The 19,465-nt window shown below is 61.8% G+C and carries 16 protein-coding genes, 3 tRNA genes and 1 pseudogene; 11 read left to right on the top strand and 9 right to left on the bottom strand.

All coding sequences use genetic code 11. The features are described from left to right. Nucleotides 1-12 precede the first annotated feature (12 nt). On the top strand, nucleotides 13-195 hold the full coding sequence (locus DCC25_RS07430) for a hypothetical protein (protein ID WP_110099876.1): 183 nt from the start codon (nucleotides 13-15) through the stop codon (nucleotides 193-195). A gap of 14 nt (nucleotides 196-209) precedes the next feature. Here the strand turns inward: DCC25_RS07430 and DCC25_RS07425 are convergent, their stop codons facing one another. Next, nucleotides 210-1,643, bottom strand: a complete 1,434-nt coding sequence (locus tag DCC25_RS07425; RefSeq protein WP_110099877.1) for a phosphomannomutase/phosphoglucomutase — start codon at nucleotides 1,641-1,643, stop codon at nucleotides 210-212. A gap of 198 nt (nucleotides 1,644-1,841) precedes the next feature. On the opposite strand from DCC25_RS07425, the gene DCC25_RS07420 reads away from it, so the two are divergent. Further along, the gene (locus DCC25_RS07420; protein ID WP_233242777.1) at nucleotides 1,842-3,071 is read left to right on the top strand and encodes an MFS transporter; all 1,230 of its coding nucleotides are present in this window, start codon (nucleotides 1,842-1,844) and stop codon (nucleotides 3,069-3,071) included. A 56-nt stretch (nucleotides 3,072-3,127) separates the two neighbouring features. After that, nucleotides 3,128-3,991 carry a hypothetical protein gene (locus DCC25_RS07415; RefSeq protein WP_110101195.1) on the top strand — a complete coding sequence of 288 codons (864 nt, stop codon included), beginning with the start codon at nucleotides 3,128-3,130 and terminating at the stop codon, nucleotides 3,989-3,991. Between the two features lie 4 nt (nucleotides 3,992-3,995). Here DCC25_RS07415 and DCC25_RS07410 read toward each other — a convergent pair whose 3' ends face one another. Together DCC25_RS07410 and DCC25_RS07405 are read right to left on the bottom strand one after the other, a co-directional pair. After that, nucleotides 3,996-4,310: an XRE family transcriptional regulator gene (locus DCC25_RS07410; protein ID WP_110101194.1), complete on the bottom strand. Its 315-nt coding sequence runs from the start codon at nucleotides 4,308-4,310 to the stop codon at nucleotides 3,996-3,998. A gap of 218 nt (nucleotides 4,311-4,528) precedes the next feature. Then, nucleotides 4,529-4,617: transfer RNA gene (locus tag DCC25_RS07405), tRNA-Ser, on the bottom strand. A gap of 191 nt (nucleotides 4,618-4,808) precedes the next feature. Here DCC25_RS07405 and DCC25_RS07400 point away from each other — a divergent pair. After that, a complete protein-coding gene (locus DCC25_RS07400; protein WP_110101193.1) occupies nucleotides 4,809-6,722 on the top strand; it encodes an AMP-binding protein in 1,914 nt (637 codons plus the stop codon). Between the two features lie 134 nt (nucleotides 6,723-6,856). Here the strand turns inward: DCC25_RS07400 and DCC25_RS07395 are convergent. After that, nucleotides 6,857-6,944 (bottom strand) — tRNA-Ser (locus DCC25_RS07395). Nucleotides 6,945-7,092: 148 nt separating this feature from the next. Between DCC25_RS07395 and DCC25_RS07390 the strand changes: the two genes are divergently transcribed. Next, nucleotides 7,093-8,100 carry an NAD(P)H-quinone oxidoreductase gene (locus DCC25_RS07390; RefSeq protein ID WP_110101192.1) on the top strand — a complete coding sequence of 336 codons (1,008 nt, stop codon included), beginning with the start codon at nucleotides 7,093-7,095 and terminating at the stop codon, nucleotides 8,098-8,100. Nucleotides 8,101-8,158: 58 nt separating this feature from the next. Beyond that, nucleotides 8,159-8,635 carry a hypothetical protein gene (locus DCC25_RS07385; protein ID WP_183145620.1) on the top strand — a complete coding sequence of 159 codons (477 nt, stop codon included), beginning with the start codon at nucleotides 8,159-8,161 and terminating at the stop codon, nucleotides 8,633-8,635. Between the two features lie 16 nt (nucleotides 8,636-8,651). On the opposite strand, the gene DCC25_RS07380 is transcribed toward DCC25_RS07385, so the two are convergent. Beyond that, complete coding sequence (locus tag DCC25_RS07380; protein WP_110101191.1) at nucleotides 8,652-9,098, bottom strand: DUF418 domain-containing protein; 447 nt, start codon at nucleotides 9,096-9,098, stop codon at nucleotides 8,652-8,654. A 62-nt stretch (nucleotides 9,099-9,160) separates the two neighbouring features. On the opposite strand from DCC25_RS07380, the pseudogene DCC25_RS11920 reads away from it, so the two are divergent. From DCC25_RS11920 to DCC25_RS07360, 3 genes and pseudogenes are all read left to right on the top strand, one after another. Then, a pseudogene (locus DCC25_RS11920) lies at nucleotides 9,161-9,762 on the top strand (gamma-glutamyltransferase); the annotation flags it as partial. A gap of 99 nt (nucleotides 9,763-9,861) precedes the next feature. Next, nucleotides 9,862-13,167 carry a carboxyl transferase domain-containing protein gene (locus DCC25_RS07365; RefSeq protein WP_110101190.1) on the top strand — a complete coding sequence of 1,102 codons (3,306 nt, stop codon included), beginning with the start codon at nucleotides 9,862-9,864 and terminating at the stop codon, nucleotides 13,165-13,167. Between the two features lie 99 nt (nucleotides 13,168-13,266). Continuing rightward, on the top strand, nucleotides 13,267-14,331 hold the full coding sequence (locus tag DCC25_RS07360; protein WP_110099886.1) for a tartrate dehydrogenase: 1,065 nt from the start codon (nucleotides 13,267-13,269) through the stop codon (nucleotides 14,329-14,331). A 57-nt stretch (nucleotides 14,332-14,388) separates the two neighbouring features. On the opposite strand, the gene DCC25_RS07355 is transcribed toward DCC25_RS07360, so the two are convergent. The 4 genes from DCC25_RS07355 to tmk form a co-directional block, all read right to left on the bottom strand. Continuing rightward, nucleotides 14,389-14,465 (bottom strand) — tRNA-Thr (locus DCC25_RS07355). A 114-nt stretch (nucleotides 14,466-14,579) separates the two neighbouring features. After that, the gene (locus tag DCC25_RS07350; protein ID WP_110101189.1) at nucleotides 14,580-16,223 is read right to left on the bottom strand and encodes an alpha/beta hydrolase; all 1,644 of its coding nucleotides are present in this window, start codon (nucleotides 16,221-16,223) and stop codon (nucleotides 14,580-14,582) included. Nucleotides 16,224-16,240: 17 nt separating this feature from the next. Then, nucleotides 16,241-17,473: a DNA polymerase III subunit delta' gene (locus DCC25_RS07345; protein ID WP_110101188.1), complete on the bottom strand. Its 1,233-nt coding sequence runs from the start codon at nucleotides 17,471-17,473 to the stop codon at nucleotides 16,241-16,243. Next, entirely contained in the window at nucleotides 17,470-18,234 is a 765-nt protein-coding gene (gene tmk, locus DCC25_RS07340; protein ID WP_110101187.1) for a dTMP kinase, read from the bottom strand. Before tmk ends, DCC25_RS07345 begins: the two co-directional genes overlap by 4 nt. A gap of 84 nt (nucleotides 18,235-18,318) precedes the next feature. On the opposite strand from tmk, the gene DCC25_RS07335 reads away from it, so the two are divergent. Together DCC25_RS07335 and DCC25_RS07330 are read left to right on the top strand one after the other, a co-directional pair. Then, nucleotides 18,319-18,663, top strand: a complete 345-nt coding sequence (locus DCC25_RS07335) for a DUF2516 family protein (RefSeq protein ID WP_110099890.1) — start codon at nucleotides 18,319-18,321, stop codon at nucleotides 18,661-18,663. 42 nt (nucleotides 18,664-18,705) lie between these two features. Then, nucleotides 18,706-19,452 (top strand): phosphoglyceromutase, encoded by a 747-nt coding sequence (locus DCC25_RS07330; RefSeq protein ID WP_110101186.1) that lies wholly within the window; start codon nucleotides 18,706-18,708, stop codon nucleotides 19,450-19,452. Nucleotides 19,453-19,465: the final 13 nt, after the last annotated feature.

Below are 19,465 nucleotides of genomic sequence, written 5' to 3'. Positions count from 1 at the left end.
GTCCTCACTACGGTGGTACAACTACTGGCCGAATGGGATGGGGACCAGCGCCCGATCGCGGTGGTGTCGGTCCGGGGCGGGAACTCGGCGTTTCGTCGCGCACAGGTTCACCAGCGCTTTCAGGTGCCCGATCACCTGGTGACCGCGCTTGCCGAGACCACCCACGGAGTGCTTCCCTTGGCGCTGGCGGGGTAAAGAACCCGACCGGATTACTGATCGCGAATGGCGGCCAAGGCCCGATCACGAACCTCAGCCATCACGGATTCGTCCTGGGCCTCACCGTTGTACCGTAGTAAGGGCTCGGTGTTCGAAGGCCGAACGTTGAACCACCAGCCACCGGACTGGGAGGCCACCGTCACCCCGTCGAGCCGGTCAACCGTGAGGTCGTTATCGGCAGAGTCGGTCTGGAAGGCCTCCAGCACCCGCGCGGTGGCAGCCTCCTTATCGGCAACCTCGGAGTTGATCTCGCCGGAGGCGATGTAGGGGTTGAATTCTTCGGCCACGTCGGACATGGCCCGTTCGGTGCTACCCAGCACGGCCAGCACGTGCATGGCCGCCAACATGCCGGTGTCGGCGTTGAAGAAGTCCCGGAAGTAGTAGTGGGCCGAGTGCTCACCACCGAAGACAGCATTTTCCTCGGCCATGACCGCCTTGATGAAGGAGTGCCCCACTCGGGTGCGCACCGGTCGTCCACCGCTGGCGGTCACCAGCTCCGGGACCGCCTGGGAAGTGATCAGGTTGTGAATAATCACCGGGGTCTGTTCACCCTCTGCCTGAGCACGCTGAATTTCACGCTGAGCCACGATCGCGGTGATTGCCGAGGGCGAGACGGGGTCACCGTTCTCATCGACCACGAAGCACCGGTCGGCGTCACCGTCGAAGGCCAGCCCCAGATCGGCGCCGGTTTCGCGCACACGTGCCTGCACATCCTTGAGGTTCTCCGGCTCCAGCGGGTTGGCCGGGTGATTCGGGAAAGTACCATCCAGGGTGAAGTACAGCGGATCGATCTCGATCGGTAGCGCCTCGAGAAGCTCATCACCCAGCACCGCCGGGGTGGTCTTGCCAGCCATACCATTACCGGCATCCACCACGATCTTCAGCGGACGAATGTGAGACAGATCCACCAGGGAGCGCAAAAACGTGGCGTAGTCAGTCAACGTCTCGGTATCGGAGTACTCGCCGGGGTTTTCCACCGCAGGAATCCCGCCCTCGTTCAGGTAGCGCTGGGCCAGCTGTTGAATCTCGGCCAGCCCGGTGTCGGCCGAGATCGGGCTGGCCCCGGCACGCGCCATCTTCATCCCGTTATAGGAGGACGGATTGTGACTGGCGGTGAACATCACGCCCGGAGCGTTCAATACTCCCGTGGCGTGGTAGAGCATGTCGGTGGAAATCAGCCCCAGGCTGGTGACATTGGCTCCGCGGGATCGCGCGCCGTCGGCGAAGGCCTGCATGAATTCCGGTGAGGAGGCGCGCATATCGCCACCGACGAGCATAGTGGCACCGGCCAGCTCGAGCACATCCACGAAAGCGGCTCCCACCGCCCGCACGGAGTCATCGGTGATGGTGGACCCGACAATGCCACGCACATCGTAGGCTTTAAACGATTCGGATAGGTCAACGACATCTGGTGTTTGAGAACTCACATCAGACACTCTAGTCAGTCAGTGCCGATTGTGCCGAGCCTCGGCAGACGCTGGAGTTCCCAACCCCGGGCGCTCGGCCACAGGCCGGGCTGAGAATGACGGTGCACTCCAGTTACCGACCAGCTGGGCAGCGTACCGGACCCACCGAATGAGACGAACAGACCGGTCAGGAGGCGAGACAGACTGTGGGTGAGAATCGTGGATGATCAGCACACAGCCACCCGGGCGTGGCACGGGCACGTGCCTCAGACCGCCGGATACCGCCGGTTATTGGCGGGCCTCTTGTTAGCCGGGATCGCCACGTTCGCCCAATTGTACTCACCCCAAGGGCTACTACCACTGATCTCGGCGGATGTGCAGATCAGCGCCGATCAAGCCGCACTGTTGATCTCGATGGCCACCGCCGGGCTGGCGCTGGCGGTGATCCCGTGGTCTTTCGTTGGTGATCGTCTGGGACGCAAAAAAGCCATGGCCATCGCGCTGATGGCGGCCTTGATCTTCGCCGTTGCCTCGGTGGTTGCGCCGTCGTTCAACCTCATGCTGGTGTTCCGGCTCCTGGAAGGCATCAGTCTCGGCGGGGTCCCGGCCCTGGCGATGGCCTATTTGAATGAGGAAGTTGATCGCAAGTATGCCGGCCAAGCTGCCGGAACCTACATCGCAGGCACCGTGATCGGCGGACTTATCGGCCGGGTGATCGCCACGCCGATCGGCGACTGGGCCGGGTGGCGAGTCGGGATGCTCATCGTCGTGGTGATCGCCGGCATCTCAGGGATCGGATTCTTATTGCTCAGCCCCGATGCCAGAGGGTTCACACCCTCCGGGCACAGCATCAAACACGCGTTGGTGGCGATCACCGGCAATCTGAAATCCCCGCAATTGATCGTCACCTATCTGCAGGGCATGTTGCTGATGGGCGGGTTCGTTGCGATCTACAACTTCCTGGGATACCACCTGATGACCGAACCTTTTTTCTTGCCCGCTGCGGTGGTCTCCGTGATCTTCTGGGCCTACGTGATGGGGATAGTCACCTCTCCGATGGCCGGGCGTTTGGCCACCCGTTACGGGCCAGCGACGGTGCTGCTAGCGGTTTCGGCAGCCATGGTGATCTCGGTGGCGCTGACACTAGTCCCCAATGTGTGGGCGATCTTGTGGGGGCTGATCATTTTCACCGGAGCGTTTTTCGCCGCCCACTCAGTGGCCTCCGGCTGGGCGGGTGCGGCCGCGGTGGCCGGCCGGGCACAATCCACGGCGCTGTACAATCTCTGCTATTACGCTGGATCGAGTCTTTTCGGATGGCTCGGCGGAGTGTTGTTGGATGCCCACGGTTGGCCGGGCACCGTGATGATGACCATCGTGTTGACCCTCACCGCGGCGTTGCTGGTGGTAGCCGTTGTCATCACCCGGGGGATCCGCCATCGTCGCGGGTAGGTCATGTGACCACATCAGGGCGACAGAATGCGCTAGGGGACCGTAGAATTGTCCCCATGGAATACCTGATCCCCGTGCTCATCATCCTTGGTGTTGCTGTTCTTGTTGCCCTGGGGTATCGCGGGGTAGCCGCTGTGGCGAAGAAAAATAACGGCTCCTCCAAGCCGTCTCGGTCCTCCTCGGGGACCGGTGGCGGGTCTCAGCGACGCGGTGGTGGATTGTCCGAACGGATTTCACCGATCACCGCAGCGCAAGCCTCCACGCGGTTGGATGAAGAAGACCACCGCCAGGTTTATCGGCTGATTGCCGTCGGTAAGATGCGGGAGGCCGCCATGCGGTACCGTGAGGCGACCGGTGTGTCCTCGATGGATGCGATGCTGGATGTGCAGGCCCTGGCGTCCTACCCACAGGAATGGATCAGCATCGACGAGGCCGTGTCGTCCTCGGAACCGGACACGCCCCACATGGCACGTGACAGTGTTGAGAATACTCCTCTAAACGATCGGGACGACCAGCGCGACCAGGACGATCTGACCCCGACAGACCGCTCAGTACCGGATGACTCCGATGGTGCTACATCGGCTGATCAGGCTGGCTCGGAGCAGTCCCCGGCAACGGAGGACGGAGAACAGGAACTGACCGACCTCACGGTTCCCGTCGAGTGGGAAAACGAAGATTTCAGCACCCCGGAGCCTCGTGGTTTCCAGGTCGAAGTCATGCGCGATAACGGCACCGTGCAACTCTCGAGTGAGGACCTCCCACCGTGGCTACGAGATCAGTTACGGGCGATGGTGCGTGATCACCGCATTGACGAGGCAGCCCAAACCCTGTCAGAGCACACCATGCTCACGGTGCCCGAAGCGATGGACCTGATGCAGATCTTGTCGCAACAGGATAATAATCCCCAAGACGACGCCTAGGCCTCTAAGCGTCGTCCTCGCCGACCGGTCCGCCTTCACCTTCCCAGTTTTCCACCTGGGTCACTTTGCTCCGGGGGAATTTGGCGCGCACCCCCTGACCACCGTGGGCATCCTCGGTGATGAATCGGGCCCCGAGATTCTCCAACGTTGTTTTGAGCTGGTGGGATTCGGCCTCGGAAAGTTCGCCCACACCCTTTTCGAAGTCGCGGAGCTGTTGGCGAGATAGTCCCGCTTCCTGCGCGACGTACATGGGGTTGACACCTGCAATGGCCCGAGCAGCCCGAGCCAAATGACCGTTGAATTCAAGTTGTTGACTCATATCACCATAGTCTCATGTGCCACGCGGGGATTCTAGGGCCTACTGTGCCACCGGCCACTGTCAAGCGTGGGTTGTGATACCGCGGTGATCCTAGTTTTGTCGTATCACCTGACGTTTTGGGGGCATAAATGACACCAACACGATTGGGTCCAATTCCGCTACTTCCCTTTATTTGCAACGAAAAACCCCGGAAACTCGACGGTTCCCGGGGTTATACGCGGAGGCGGGGGGATTTGAACCCCCGGTCCGGTTTAACCCGGACCCTTCATTAGCAGTGAAGTCCATTCGGCCGCTCTGGCACGCCTCCAGATGCGCCCTGAGGTAGGCACAACTCTCTTAGCATAGCTAACCCGGGGCTCGATCTTCAAAACAGCCAGATGAAGCGACGGTCCGTGGCTGACCCCAGTCTAGCAATTGTGCTTCAGATCACTCCTGCTGTATGTTGTCTCTCAAGGAAGGCATTGACACCATCACAACGACAATCATGGAGATGATGTGATGAACCAGCAGGTTACGACGAATCAGACCTATCAGGATGTCTACCGCTACGCCACAGACCATCCAGAGCAGTTTTGGTTGGAGAACGCAGCGTCGCTTCAGTGGGAGAAGGCTCCCAGCGTCGCAGTCGAGCAACCCGATGAGTTCCACTGGCGGTGGTTTCCTGATGGCGAAATCAACATTACGGTTCAAGCCCTAGACCGGCACGTTGCTGCCGGTCACGGTGATCGAATCGCGATCTACTACGATTCGGCGGTCACCGGGGATAAGCGAGCCGTGACCTACCAGGAGTTGCTGGAGGAGGTCGCCCAAACCGCTGGAGCTCTGCAGGATCTCGGCGTGACCCGGGGTGACCGAGTGTTGATCTATATGCCAATGATTCCCGAGGCGGCGGTGGCGATGCTGGCTTGTGCCCGCTTGGGAGCGATCCATGTGGTGACCTTCGGCGGTTTTGCTGCCAAAGAGATCACCACACGAATGGACGATACTCAACCGAAGGTGGTGCTCACGGCGTCTGGTGGGATCGAGCGCACGAAACAGATCCCGTACTTGCCACCGATCAAGGCCGCCATCGAATCTGGAGAGCATCAACCGGAGTATGTGATTGTCAAAAAACGGCCCCAGTTCGACGAAGAGGCCCGAGACTTTGATCCATCATGGTTGGACTGGGACGAGACAGTCGCCACGGCTAGCGCCGCGGAGGCCGTGCCGGTGGCCTCCTGTGACCCGCTGTACCTGCTTCACACCTCGGGTACCACCTCGAAGCCCAAAGCTGTCATGCGTGACCAAGGTGGATACGCCACCGCGTTGGAGTGGTCGATGCCTCGTATCTACGACCTGCATGCCGGTGAGGTGGCATTTGTGGCCTCCGATATCGGCTGGGTGGTGGGGCACTCGCATATTATTTACGGACCCCTGATCACCGGGGCATCCACCGTGCTCTACGAGGGGAAACCGGTGGGCACCCCGGACGCTGGAGCTTTCTGGCGGGTCGCGGAAGAATACGGAGCGAAGATGCTCTACGCGGCTCCCACAGCATTCCGCGCGATCCGGAAAGAAGATCCGCGCGGTGAGGAAGTGAAGAAATACGATCTGTCTCGTCTGGAGAACGTGTTCTCGGTTGGGGAGCGACTCGATGAGGCCACCTACCACTGGATTGTCGAGATCACTGGCAAGCCGGTGGTCGATCACTGGTGGCAGACCGAAACCGGATGGCCGGTGGCGGCCAACCCCCGTGGCCTGGAAAAGCTCCCATTCAAGCCCGGCTCCCCGACGGTGCCGATGCCCGGATTCCAAGTCTCTATCGTGGATGCAGCCGGAGAACCCGTGGCTGAGGGGATGGAAGGCAATATCGTCATCAAGCTTCCGTTGCCACCCGGGGCGTTGATCGGACTTTGGAACGAGGAAGATCGATTTAAGCGCTCGTATCTGGAAACGTTTCCGGGATACTATCTCACCGGGGACACCGGGTTTATCGATGAGGATGGTTACATTTTCGTCCTGGGCCGGTCGGACGATGTGATTAACGTGGCCGGACACCGGCTGTCGACCGGGACTTTGGAAGGTCTGGTGGCAGAACATGACGCGGTGGCCGAATGTGCCGTGATCGGGGTGGCCGATGAGCTCAAAGGTCAGAAACCGGTAGCCTACGTTGTCTTGGCAGATGGTGCCGAGATTTCTCAGGATCAACTGGCCGAAGAGCTGATCGCCAAAGTTCGGTCAGACTTTGGCGCGGTGGCAGCATTCCGAGATGTTGAGATCGTCTCCGCGTTGCCCAAAACCCGTTCGGGCAAGATCCTGCGCCGGACAATGCGTGACATTGTCGAGGGCAAGGAATACAACACGCCATCAACCATTGAAAACGCCAGCGTGCTGGACAGCTTCGGGCAGGAAACCACCCGACTGAACGGCTAGTTCGATCCACAGAACCGCTCACAGAAGCGGCCCCTCGACGTCCAGACTGCGAAGCGACGTAGCCTGATGTGTCGAGGGGCCGTGCGTTGCGGTCTGTCTGACTCATCACGCGTGAGTTAACAGACCACTGACAGCGGACGGTGTGGGATTTGAACCCACGAGACGGGGTTACCGCCTACTGGTTTTCAAGACCAGCGCCTTCGGCCGCTCGGCCAACCGTCCTGACCGCACTATCATACAGGTCTTGATCCCGATCGGCACCTTCAGATGACGCGACCATGACCCTCGCGACGAGACGAACCACCCAGCAAGGGTAGGGCGATGAGCATCTGCGGTGTTATATCCAGCACAGGTCTGAGACAATGAAGGTATGTTTGCAGCACGGTTTTACACCCCCGCAGGACACGATCAGCCCTCGGTCGACCACCCCTGTGAGGTGAAAGTTGTCGAGGAGTCCGTCCCGGAATACGGTGCGAGGGAGGTATTAATCAAAGTTGCTGCCGCCGGGATGAACCAGGCCGATATCCACCAGCGGGCCGGTAACTACCCCCCTCCGGAAGGTGCTAGCGAGATTCCCGGACTGGAAGTGGCCGGCACCATTGAAGCCGTTGGTGCCCAGGCCGGTCACTGGGACTTCGGTACGCCGGTGTGCGCCCTACTGGCCGGGGGCGGTTACGCCGAATACGTGGCGGTGGATGCCCGCCAGCTGTTGCCCTTACCCGAGAATACGTCCATGACCCAGACGGCCGGACTCGTTGAGGTCGCGGCCACGGTGTGGGCCAATGTGTGGATGCAGGGTGGGGCTCAGCCAGGCGACGTTGTGCTGATCCACGGCGGTACCGGAGGGATCGGTGAGTTTGCGATCCGTGCCGGGCTCGGCCTGGGGTTGCGCCCGATCGCCACCGCCGGAAGCGAGTCCAAGTGCCAGGCCGTGCAACAGATGGGTGCCGAGGCCATTAACTACCGGAGCGAGAGTTTTGTCGATCGGGTAATGGAGCTGACCGACGGCCACGGTGCCGACGTTATCCTGGATACCGTGGGCGGGGCCTATGTGGAGGACCACGTCAAAGCGGTGGCTAGTGGCGGTCGGGTTGTTACCATTGGCACCCAGGGCGGAGCCAAAGGAACACTGAATGTGATGCGACTGATGGCCAAACAGGCCTGGTTTACCGGAACCCGGTTGCGCTCACGGACCGCTGAGGAAAAAGCCGAGGTGCTCGCAGGAGTACAGGCTCACCTCTGGCCGTTGATCGCAGACGGTCGGATCTGTGTCTCCGAACCGGAGGTGTTTGATCTCACGGATGTCGCAGCGGCCTTCGACCGGTTTGGTGACGCTGAGCGACAGGGCAAGATCGTGTTACGGATGCCCGAGGCGTAAGATACCAGCTCAGACGAAACAGTACAGAAGAACACCGAGACCGAAAGTAGCTGAGGCGATGAAGCTGGGTCCCTTTGCGCGTCGTCGCCAACAACGTCGCGATGACCGGGAGTTGGGTCACCATTTGTGGCGTCAGGCCCACGACCGGTTTCATCGCTCGCTGCAACGCTATTGGCAGATCGTGGACCCGGATGAGGAATACGCCCGCAACGTCCAGGGTTTCGTCTCGGCTGAAGAACGCAACGGGTTGATTAACGCCGGCAATATTTTGGCCGATCTGTTGCCCAGGGTGCGGGCATTGTGTGTGGCCGCGCGCCGGGCCAGCCCCGATCAGCAGAGCCTTGATGTGCCCGGAGAATTTCAGGATCTGCACCGGTGGATTTCACGGGCTGCTAATGATTTGGCGGCGGTGGCCCAGGCGGCTGCGATGTTCCGACGGGGGCAAACCGATGTGTATACCGTCGGTCGTCGGGCCCAGAAAGTCATCGAGGACATTGAGGCCGCTGAGGCCGCACTACCCGATCTGACGTCATAGGGCGGGCGGACCTCGATCAGGGGTTGGTCCGTAGCCGGGGTGGCCAGGACAGCAGGCGTTCGGCCGGACCAGTGCCGAACCTCACCCACCAGCCGTGGGCGGCTAGCACGAGGGTTGCTGACAGGCCGATGGTGACCAGATATCCCTGGGCTAAGTTCTCCGGGGCGGGACGGATGACCAGGGCCAGAATGATCAAGTGGGTCAAATAGACGGTAAAGGCGAGACGTCCGGCCGATACCAGGGCCGGGACCCACCGTTTCAGGTAATGCTGGGTTAGCAGACAAACACCGAGAATAACCGCTGCGATCCCGATGCTGGAGAGCAACCATAACGGCATTTCGGAGTGCCCCTGCGCGGTACGTAGCTGATCCCAACCGGCCTCGGAGCCCACAGGACCGAAGAGGTGCATCAACGCGGTCGCGGTACCCAGGCCGATGACCGTGGCGGCCAGGCCGAAGAACACCAGCTCGCGCTGAACGACGGGCGGCCTCGCTCCAGCCGGCCGAGGCTGAGCTCGATCAACGTCAGACCGAAGCAGTGCAAGCCGGTAATACCACCCACATCACCGTGGTGGATGACAGTGGGATGACGGTTTCGATGACGCAGACCCTGACCAGTTTTTGGGGAGGGGATCAGTCTGAGTATGTGGCCGGGTTCTTTCTCAACGATCAGCTTAACCGGTTCGCGGCACTCGACACTGAGCAGAATCAGCCCGCGCCTGGACGGAAGTCGGTCAGTTGGTCTGCACCGGTGTTACTCCTGGATGATCAAGGGCGGCCGGTGTTGGGCATTGGTTCCCCGGGGGACATCAGATCCCGAATATTTTGGCCTCCACAGTGTTGCCGTGGACGTTGAGCGGAGCCAGCCTTGAGCAGGCGGTTACCGGACCGCGACACAGTCTGCAGGGCTCAACCTTGGCCTTGGAAACGGAACCTGCTGCCGAGGTGACGCAACTGGCTGAGGACCAGGGCTGGGAGATTCAGGTCACTACCCGCAACGACGCGGTATTCGGCAGCGTTCAGGCCTTGGAGATCGACTATGAGGCCAGGACCCTCACCGGGGCACCAGATCCCCGTCGCGATGGCGACGTGGAGATTATAGACGGCGATTCGACCGGGGCCGGCTGATGCGGCGTCTCTTGCATTGACACCGTCACCCCGGTGGTGATTGACTTCACAGGGATATTCAGTGACGTAGGTCTCAGACCCTTGATCAGGAGGACCACGATGCCCACCGTGCTGGTCGCGAACCGTGGAGAGATTGCCGTGCGTATCGTGGAGGCAATCCACGCGGTGGGGATGAGCGCCGCCGTGGTCTATACCGCCGACGATCAGGCACACATCCGGCACGCCGACGTGGCGGTGGAGCTCAACGGTACCGGGGTGGGGCCGTATCTGGATATCGATCAGGTGATCGCAGCCGCGCAGTCGGTGCAGGCCAGTTACCTTCACCCTGGGTACGGATTTCTCTCAGAGAATCCGGAGCTAGCCCGGGCCGCCCAGCAGGCTGGGATCGTGTTCGTCGGGCCTGATGCGCACGTGCTGGAGGTTTTCGGTGATAAGGCCCGGTCGCGACAGTTGGCTGTCTCGGTGGGGGGTCCGGTCGTTCCTGCCACGGGGTTGAACCCGGACTTGCCACAGGCTCAAGAATTCTTGGCTGAGCACGGCACCGTGATGATTAAGGCGCTCGCCGGTGGTGGCGGGCGAGGGTTGCGCCGGGTGTCGGATCCGGCGCAGTTGGAGTCACTGATGCGCGAGTGCGCCCGGGAAGCGCAACAGTTCTTCGGGGCCGCAGATGTGCTGATCGAAAAATTCGTGGCCGACCCGCGCCACGTGGAGGTGCAGGTGATCGGAGACGGGCACCACGTGCAACAGCTGGGAGAACGAGACTGCTCGGTGCAACGTCGCCACCAAAAGATCGTGGAAATCGCGCCGAGCCCGCACCTGAGCGAGCAGCTACGGGAACGTCTGACTGCAGTGGCGCGACGGATCGCTGAGGCGGTGCAGTTGAGGTCGTTGGCGACGGTGGAGTTTTTGGTGACCGGTCAGGGACCCGACGACGACCTCTACTTTATGGAGGTCAATCCGCGCTTGCAGGTCGAGCACACGGTGACCGAGGAGATCACCGGTGTGGATCTGGTGGCCGCTCAGGTGCACCTGGCGGCCGGGGCATCACTGACGGAACTCGGTCTGGACCAGCCACCGGTATCGCGAGGGTATGCGATTCAGGCCCGGGTCAACGCGGAGGTATTGGAGGCCGACGGAACGGTGACCCCCACCGCGGGCACGGTGGAGCATTTATCGTTACCGGCCGGGCGCTATGTGCGGGTTGATACCGCGCTTCGGGCACCCGCGGTGATCAATCCCCGGTTCGACTCGCTGATCGCGAAGGTGATCGGACGCTCGGAGACCTTTGCCGGGGCTGCTCAGGTGACCGCCCGGGCGCTACAGGACCTTTCGACCGCGCCGGTGGACACCAATCGTGGCCTGTTGCATGCGATCCTGACAGACGAGCAGTTCCGGTCCGGGGCTATCACCACCGGATATCTCCAGGCTCGACTGCCGCAGTTACGAGAGCACCCGCCAGTCGGGCAACTAGACGACCAGTTGCAGGACGTATCAGCTAGGCGGGCAGCGCTTCCACATCAGGTCACCGCAGAGAGCCGGCGCGCGGTTCCTGAAGGGGCGCAACCCATCAGCACCCAGGTCACCGGGGTCGTGATCTCGGTCGAGGCGACACCGGGCGAGCGTGTGCCGGCTGGGACGACGGTGGCCACGGTGGAAGCGATGAAAATGGAACATCCCGTACGGGCGCGCACCGAGTGCGTGGTGCAGGGTGTGTTGGTCGAGGTCGGAGACACCGTCGAAGCTGGGCAACCACTGGCCTATGGTCAGTCGATGTCCGACCACAATGCCGTCTCGAGCGAGTCCAGTGACCCCGATCGCCCGGCGGGTTCGGACCGGACCAGCTCGACCAACCTCGAGGAATGGCAACCGGAGTTGGACGAGCTAGCCCGGCGAGGCGAGTTCGCTCACCAGCACGGGGGTACAGCCAAAGTCGAACGCCAGCACGCCGCGGGTAAGCTTACCGCACGGGAACGGATCGCACAGTTGGCTGACGAAGGTTCCTTTGCCGAGATCGGAGCGCTGACCGGATTCGGTGAGTACGATGACCAGGGTCGTCTGATCCGGGTCAAACCCACCAATTATCTGTCCGGCACCGCCTCGATCGCAGGGCGACGGGTGCTGTTAGGGGTTGATGATTTCACGATCCGTGGTGGATCCGGAGATGCCGCGATCTATGACAAACAAATCTTCACCGAGCAACTGGCCGGGGAAATGCGGGTCCCAATGGTGCGGGTGCTCGACGGGGCCAGTGGGGGCGGGTCGGTCACCAAAGTGCTGGATGCCCAGGCAATGTATCTGCCGGTCAACCCGGCGTGGAATCACGTGGTCGACAATCTTTCCCGGGTTCCGGTGGTCTCGGTGTGTGCTGGCCCTACGGTCGGGCTCGGCGCGGCTCGGTTTGTTATGTCTCATTTCGGGGTGATGATCGAGGGGATCGGGCAACTGTTCACGGCCGGACCACCGGTGGTCAAAGCCGCCACCGGTGAAGACTTGAGTAAAGAAGAACTCGGCGGGGCCACCGTGCACCGAGGCAACGGCACCGTGGAACGAATCGTGGCCGATGAACAGGCCGCCTATCGGCTGGTCCGGGAGTTTCTGTCCTACCTTCCGTCCTCGGTCGATGAGATCCCCGAGGCCATTGCCACCGATGACCCGGTGGATCGAGCCGATGAGGCCCTCGTCTCGGCGATTCCTCGCAACGAACGACAGATCTATGCCATCGAGCCGATCGTGGAGGGTATTTTTGACCGGGGCTCGGTGTTCCGCTTTGCCGAATACGGGGCCGGCACCTACACGGCGCTGGCGCGACTAGACGGACACCCGGTTGGCGTCATCACCGCTAATCCGGCCCACGGTGCGACGTTATCCCGCGAGGGTGCGATGGCGGTCGAGCGCCTGGTGAACCTGTGTGAGGCCTTCCACGTGCCGTTGGTGAGTTTGACCGATCAGGCCGGGATGACGATCGGCTCCCGCGCGGAACGAGATGCCACGATCCGGCTCGGTGCTCGGGCAATCAGTGCGATCTATCAGGCCACGATTCCGCAGGCCGAGATCATTCTGCGGCGGGTGTACGGGGTCGGTGGTGCTGGGATTGTCAACCGGCACCGGGCGGTGCGTAGCTGGGCTTGGCCCTCGGGAGATTGGGGGTCGCTACCATCCCAAGGCGGAATCGAGGCGGCGTTCCGTTCTGAGTTGGCGACTCATCCCCATCCGGGACAGCGCTTGGCAGAGATCACCGAACAACTGCAACGGTACTCCTCACGGTTTCGAACCGCCGAAACGTTCAGCGTCCAAGACATCATTGATCCCCGAACCACCCGCCGGCGACTGTGCGAGTGGATCCATGACGCCTACCGGGTGCTACCGCGTCTTCTCGGGGCGCCCTGCTTCGGTGTGCGCCCCTAAGTACGGCTGGTAGCTCAGAGTCATACCAGCGTGCACCGTAGAGTGGTTTCAGACAGCTCACGGCACAACCGATCCACACAGAGAGGCGGAACAGGAACCATGGTTCATCGGATTGCAGTGATTGCCGGAGACGGTATCGGCCACGAAGTCGTGCCCGAAGGCCTCAAGGTCTTACAGGCCGTTGCCGAAGCGTATCAGGTGCCCCTAGAATTTGAGCACTTTGAGTTTGCTTCGGCACAGTATTGGTCGCAAACCGGGCACATGCTACCGGAGAACTGGAAAGCGATTCTCAGCGGGTTTGATGCGATCTATTTTGGTGCGGTGGGGTGGCCACAGACGGTGCCCGACCATATCTCGTTGTGGGACTCGCTACTGACATTCCGCCGGGAGTTCGACCAGTACGTCAATCTCCGTCCAGTGAAACTTCTGCCCGGGGTTCCCTCACCGTTGGCCCACCGTCAGCCCGGAGAGATTGACTTCGTGGTGGTCCGGGAGAACACCGAGGGGGAGTATTCCCGCATTGGTGGCACCATGTTCGAGGGCACTGAACGAGAAATCGTGGTCCAAGAGACCTTGATGACCCGGACCGGGGTGGACCGGATCGTGAAATTCGCCTTCGAGCTGGCCGAACAGCGTCAGCGGAAACTGACCTCGGCAACTAAATCCAATGGCATCTCGATCACCATGCCTTACTGGGATCAGCGGGTGGCTGAGCACGCCAGACACTTCCCCCAAGTGGAGGTTGAAAAATTCCACATTGATATTTTGGCAGCCCACTTCGTCTTGCACCCGGACCGGTTTGACGTGGTGGTGGCCTCAAACCTGTTCGGTGATATTCTCTCCGATCTCGGTCCGGCGTGCACCGGAACCATCGGGATAGCCCCGAGCGGGAACATCAATCCGACCGGTAGGTTTCCCTCGCTGTTCGAACCGGTGCACGGCTCCGCCCCGGATATCGCCGGCCAGGGGATCGCCAATCCGATTGGCCAAATCTGGGCCGGTGCGATGATGATGGACTTCTTGGGGTACCGCGAGGCGGGGCAGGCGATCGTCACCGCCTTCGAGCAGGTGCTGGCTGACGGCGCGGTGCTCACCCCGGATCTCGGCGGGACCGCGGGGTGCGCAGAGCTGGGAACCGCCATTGCTGAACGGGTCACTCGCTGAGAAATCAGCGTTGCGGGTCGGGGCGTTGAACACCCGGGCGCCCGGACCGGGCACGTCTGGAGCCTCCTACCGGATTCGAACCGGTGACCTGCTCTTTACGAGGGAGCTGCTCTGGCCAGCTGAGCTAAGGAGGCGAGGCTGAACAAGCCACGACTAGAAATCATAGCGGTTGCGGTGGCCGTTGAGCAAAACGTTGTGCTCAAGCATGACAGCTGACCACAGACGTTCGGGGCACGCCAGGGCGAGGACTAGGCGTTCGGGCAGGTGGTGCCGTCCTCCGGTACGGTGCCGTGGATCAAGTAGTCATCCACCACCTCGATGATGCAATCGTTACCGGGAACGTAGGCGCCGTGGCCTTCACCCTGATGGGTGACCAACACGCCGGAATCGAGTTGACTGGCCAGGGCCTCAGACCACTGGTAGGGGGTAGCCGGATCCCCGGTGGTGCCCACCACGACAATGGGGTCTGCCCCGGTGGCAGAGACTTCACGGCCTGGCTCGGGGGTCTCAATCGGCCAGACGTCACAGGCGATCGCTCCATGAGACATATGCGGTCCAAACGTCGGGGAGACCTGCGCGAGTTGCTCGGCGTGAGCATCCATGTGCTGTTGATCGGCATCGACCGGGTGGTCGGCGCAGTTGATGGCATTAAAGGCGTCAAAACTGTTGGTGGTATAGGTGCCATCCGGGGCCCGGTCGGCCGTGATATCAGCCCAGGACTGCACCAGCGACGGGTCACCATCGATGGCCTCGGTCACGCCCTGCCCTAGCAACGGCCACGACGCTTCGGAATACAGGGGCACGATCAGCCCTGACACGAAGGTCCCGATCGGCACATCCCGCCCATCGGCGGCGGTGGGCGTCGTCTCGGCGACATCGGCTAGCAGGTCGCGGACGGTCTCCACGATCTGCGTGGTGGAGCCCTCTAGCTGACATTGATCCGGGGTCTCGGTGCACCAGGTGGCCCAGGCGTGGAGGGCTTGTTCAAATCCTTCGGCCTGAGCCAAGGTGATCTCGTCGGTGCCCACCGCCGGATCGAGCGCGCCGTCAAGCACCATGGCCCCAACCCGATCCGGGAACTGCTCCGCGTAGCTGGCACCCAACGCGGTGCCGTAGGAATAACCCAGGTAACTCAGCTTCTCATCTGCGAGCACGGCCCGCAGAATGTCCATATCCTGGGCAGCACTGTCGGTATCGATATGATCGAGTAGCTCACCGGAATTCTCATCACAGACGCTGGCATACTCTTCGGCCTGCTCGCGCACCTGCGCTAAACCCTCATCGCCGGAGAGATCGCCCTCATCAACGGCGCGCAACTCATCGGTACCGGCATCATCGAAACACTCCACCGCAGAGGAATCACCCACCCCGCGGGGATCAAAACCGGTAATGCTGAAGGCCTCGAGCAGATCCTGGGAAAACAGGGTCTCGGGGTCTTGCTGAACGAAATCAACACCGGAGGCACCCGGTCCGCCGGGGTTGACGAGGAGGCTGGGCTGATCCGCGGCGGTCCCGGCCGGACGGGTCACCGCAATCTGGATCGAGGCCTCCTCGGGGTGGTCATAGTCTAAGGGGACTTGCACCATCGAGCACTCGAAGTCCGTCGTCTGCTCGCACTCGGACCATGCCAGGTCTTGATCGTAGTAGGACTCCAGGTTGCCAGCCTCCTGAGAGATACCGGGGTTCTCATCCTCGGGCTGTCCGTTCTCGGTGGGTTCCTCAGAGCCCTGGCCGTCAGTGACAGGTTGCGAATCGCGACCGGTGTTGGTGCTGTTCTGGTCTTGCTCAGACGAGCAGGCAGACAGCCCGAGACTCAGCGCGGTGATGACCGCCAGAGCGGTCGTAGTAGTGCGGTCAGACAGCCAGCGTGGGGCGGTGGGGGATGGGGGCATCGGTGATCCTTCCTCACTCAGGGGCGGGGTCGGCGTGGGATCAAGGCCAGAAACATGGCTTCCAGGGCCAGCTGGGGCGGGACATTGCTCCGCAGGCGTAGCCGGGCCTCGTTGATGGCCTGTAGCGCGTTGAGAGGGTGGGCCGGGGTCACGGTACGGGCGTAGTCGAGTAGCTGATCGGTCAAATGCGGATTGATCAGCTCGATATCGTGACGGGTCGTGGCATCCGGAACGTGCTGAATCATCAACACATCCCGGTACAATCCACTCAGATCAATCATCGCCCGATCTAATGCATCGTGCACGCTACGTTTCGTTCGGGCGGTCTGTTCCTCCTCGAGACGTTTGACGTGGTGGCGCAGTTTCGGCGGAATCGTTTCATCCGCGTTCAACCCTAAGGACCGCAACAGGCTGGCGCGTTCGTCGGCATTGCGTTCGGTGGCCGAGTCATCGGCTTCTTGCTTGGTGAGTGCGACGAGTTCTTCGGCGGCTGCCACCGCTGCCGAGGCGGTGCGAATGGTCAGCGGCAGGCGCACCACCTCATCCCGGCGGCGCATCGCCTCGTCGTGACTGGCTAACCAGCGGGCCATTCCCACATGGTGTTGAGCCAGCTGGGCAGCACATCGCGCTCGTTGCGGATCGAGGCCGTCGCGGGAGACCAGCAGATCCGTGACATCCTCCAGCGAGGGGATCGCCAAGTTGAGCGATCGGGTGCGGGATCGAATAGTGATCAGCACATCGGCCGGGGAGGGGGCACACAAGATCCACAGCGTGCGCTCGGGGGGTTCCTCAATGGATTTCAGCAACACGTTGGTGGCCCGTTCGGTCATCCGGTCGGCATCTTCCATGATGAAGATCCGCCAGCGCGCGGTGGCCGGGCGGTCCTGGGCCTCGGCGACCAGGGAGCGGACTTCCTCGATCGTGTAGTTGACCTTCTCGGTGGCCAGGATCTTCACATCCGGGTGAGAGCCGGCCGCCACCGTGGTACAAGCCGGACATTGCCCGCAACCACGTTCGGCGAGCTCCTCGCGCTGACAGACTAGCGACTGGGCGAAAGCTCGGGCAGCGGTGGAGCGACCCGACCCCGGAGGCCCGGTAAACAGCCAGGCGTGGGCTGGGGCGCGCAGTGTCTCGGGACGAGTTAGTTGGGCAATCACGTGGCGCTGGCCGGCCAGATGGTGCCAGACCGGCGGAAACTGGCGCGAGAGATGCGAGTCAGTGGCGAAACTGGAGTTGACGGTGTGGTTCATCGGCGCGACTCCGGGGGCCCCGCGGGTCCGGTCGACGCCGTCGGCTTGATCAATGCCCGGGTCAGCAGATCCTGCTGCACGCGCTGGGCAATGGTGCGGGCGATGTCGCTGACCTCACCGGTGGCATCCAACACGAGGTGGTGTACGGGATCGGCGGCCGCTTGGGCGAGGAAAGAGTTCCGCAACCGCGTGTGAAAGGCGTACCCGGCCGATTCGATCCGATCCTCACCGACACTGTGTTGTCGTGCCCGGCGTCGGTGCGCGCCCAGCTCGGGGTCGAGATCCAACACGATGGTCAGATCAGGACGTAGTCCCGCCACCGCTGGGGCATTGAGCCGTGAGACCAGATCTTCGCCCAGCTGACGGCCGGCCCCCTGGTAGGCCACTGACGATGCCAGAAAACGATCGCTGACCACCACGTGTCCGGACCGTAGTGCCGGGTCAATCACCTCAGCACAGTGGGAGGCGCGTGCCGCGGCGAACAGATAGGCCTCGGTCAACGGCGTGATGTGCTCCTGTGGGGACTCCAACAGTAAAGTCCGGACGTTTTCGGCCAGCGGGGTCCCGCCGGGTTCCCGGGTGTGGATAATCCGCTGATCGGGATGCACCCACGGCAAACCGGCCAACAACTTGTGCAACCGGGATTTTTGGGTGGATTTGCCGGTACCGTCGCCACCCTCAAACACCACAAAATACCCGGTGCGGTCGTCGAGCGCGTCCGGGCGACGGGCAGAAGCAGGATCAAGTGCGGGGTGACTCACGCGGATCAGTCTACCCAAAACCCGACGAGCAACACTCAGGGTGTGATCGAGATCGAAACCAGGATCTGCGCGTAGAATAGCACCATGCTGACATTATCTACCCCCGGGGCGATTGTGCTGACCATTGAGCACTGGCTCAGCATCATTTTTGCCGTGGTGTCACTGGTCATCCAACTCTGGGCGTTCATCGATTGCCTGGGGCGCAAAAGTCGTGACTTCCTGGCTGTGGGACGTCAGTCGAAAAACTTCTGGCTGTTGCTGACCGGGATCTCGGCGGCCGTCGGTACCATCATGACCGCCCTGCCGTTGTTGTTCTACCAGGTTGGAACCACCGGCCTGCTGACTCTGGTAGCGCTGTGTGTGGCTGCGGTGTACTTGGCCGGTCCGCGCCGAGAGATCAAAGGAGATACCGGCGGATACGCCTTTTAGTCCGCGGGTGAGGTGACCGACAAGACCCGATATGCTGGAGCCATGACTCAAAATTATCGTCTCGTGCTCTTGCGTCACGGCCAAAGTGTTTGGAACGAAAAGAACCTGTTCACCGGGTGGGTGGATGTCCCGCTGACCGAGAATGGTCGCGCCGAAGCGACCCGCGCCGGCGACCTGCTGGCTGAGGGTGGCTTTTTGCCCGATGTGGTGCACACCTCGCTGTTGCGCCGGGCCATTACCACCGCGAATCTGGCTCTGGACACCGCTGATCGGCAGTGGATTCCGGTCAAGCGTTCCTGGCGATTGAATGAGCGCCACTACGGTGCCTTGCAAGGCAAGAATAAGACCGAAGTACGCGATGAGTACGGCGAAGAACAGTTTATGATCTGGCGTCGATCCTACGATACGCCTCCGCCGGAGTTGGCAGACTCCTCCACCTGGTCCCAGATCGGTGACCCCCGCTATGCGGACCTGGGAGATAACGCCCCGCGCACCGAGTGCTTGAAGAACGTGCTCGAGCGTCTGTTGCCCTACTGGAACGACGCGATTATTCCGGATCTGGCCGAGGGCAAGACCGTGCTCATCGCCGCCCACGGTAATTCGTTGCGCGCTCTGGTTAAGCACCTGGAGAACATCTCCGACGACGATATTGCCGGGCTGAACATCCCCACCGGAATTCCGCTGGTCTACGAGCTGGATACGGACTTTGCCCCGATCGCCCCGGGACGCTACCTGGACCCTGAGGCCGCTGAAGCTGGTGCTGCCGCGGTGGCCTCCCAGGGCAAGTAGTCGGCCCGGCCAT

This window comes from Auritidibacter sp. NML120636 (assembly GCF_003185945.1).
GTDB classification, from domain to species: domain Bacteria; phylum Actinomycetota; class Actinomycetes; order Actinomycetales; family Micrococcaceae; genus Auritidibacter; species Auritidibacter ignavus.
The sequence above is the reverse complement of the archived record's forward strand: the minus strand, read 5'-3'. Positions and strand labels throughout refer to the sequence as shown.

Excerpts from the sequence above, each read along its gene's own strand:
- DCC25_RS07415 (WP_110101195.1), top strand. The coding sequence starts at position 3,128 with ATGGAATACCTGATCCCCGTGCTCATCATCCTTGGTGTTGCTGTTCTT.
- DCC25_RS07410 (WP_110101194.1), bottom strand. The coding sequence starts at position 4,310 with ATGAGTCAACAACTTGAATTCAACGGTCATTTGGCTCGGGCTGCTCGG.
- DCC25_RS07400 (WP_110101193.1), top strand. The coding sequence starts at position 4,809 with ATGAACCAGCAGGTTACGACGAATCAGACCTATCAGGATGTCTACCGC.
- DCC25_RS07390 (WP_110101192.1), top strand. The coding sequence starts at position 7,093 with ATGTTTGCAGCACGGTTTTACACCCCCGCAGGACACGATCAGCCCTCG.
- DCC25_RS07385 (WP_183145620.1), top strand. The coding sequence starts at position 8,159 with ATGAAGCTGGGTCCCTTTGCGCGTCGTCGCCAACAACGTCGCGATGAC.
- DCC25_RS07365 (WP_110101190.1), top strand. The coding sequence starts at position 9,862 with ATGCCCACCGTGCTGGTCGCGAACCGTGGAGAGATTGCCGTGCGTATC.
- DCC25_RS07360 (WP_110099886.1), top strand. The coding sequence starts at position 13,267 with ATGGTTCATCGGATTGCAGTGATTGCCGGAGACGGTATCGGCCACGAA.
- DCC25_RS07350 (WP_110101189.1), bottom strand. The coding sequence starts at position 16,223 with ATGCCCCCATCCCCCACCGCCCCACGCTGGCTGTCTGACCGCACTACT.
- DCC25_RS07345 (WP_110101188.1), bottom strand. The coding sequence starts at position 17,473 with ATGAACCACACCGTCAACTCCAGTTTCGCCACTGACTCGCATCTCTCG.
- DCC25_RS07335 (WP_110099890.1), top strand. The coding sequence starts at position 18,319 with ATGCTGACATTATCTACCCCCGGGGCGATTGTGCTGACCATTGAGCAC.
- DCC25_RS07330 (WP_110101186.1), top strand. The coding sequence starts at position 18,706 with ATGACTCAAAATTATCGTCTCGTGCTCTTGCGTCACGGCCAAAGTGTT.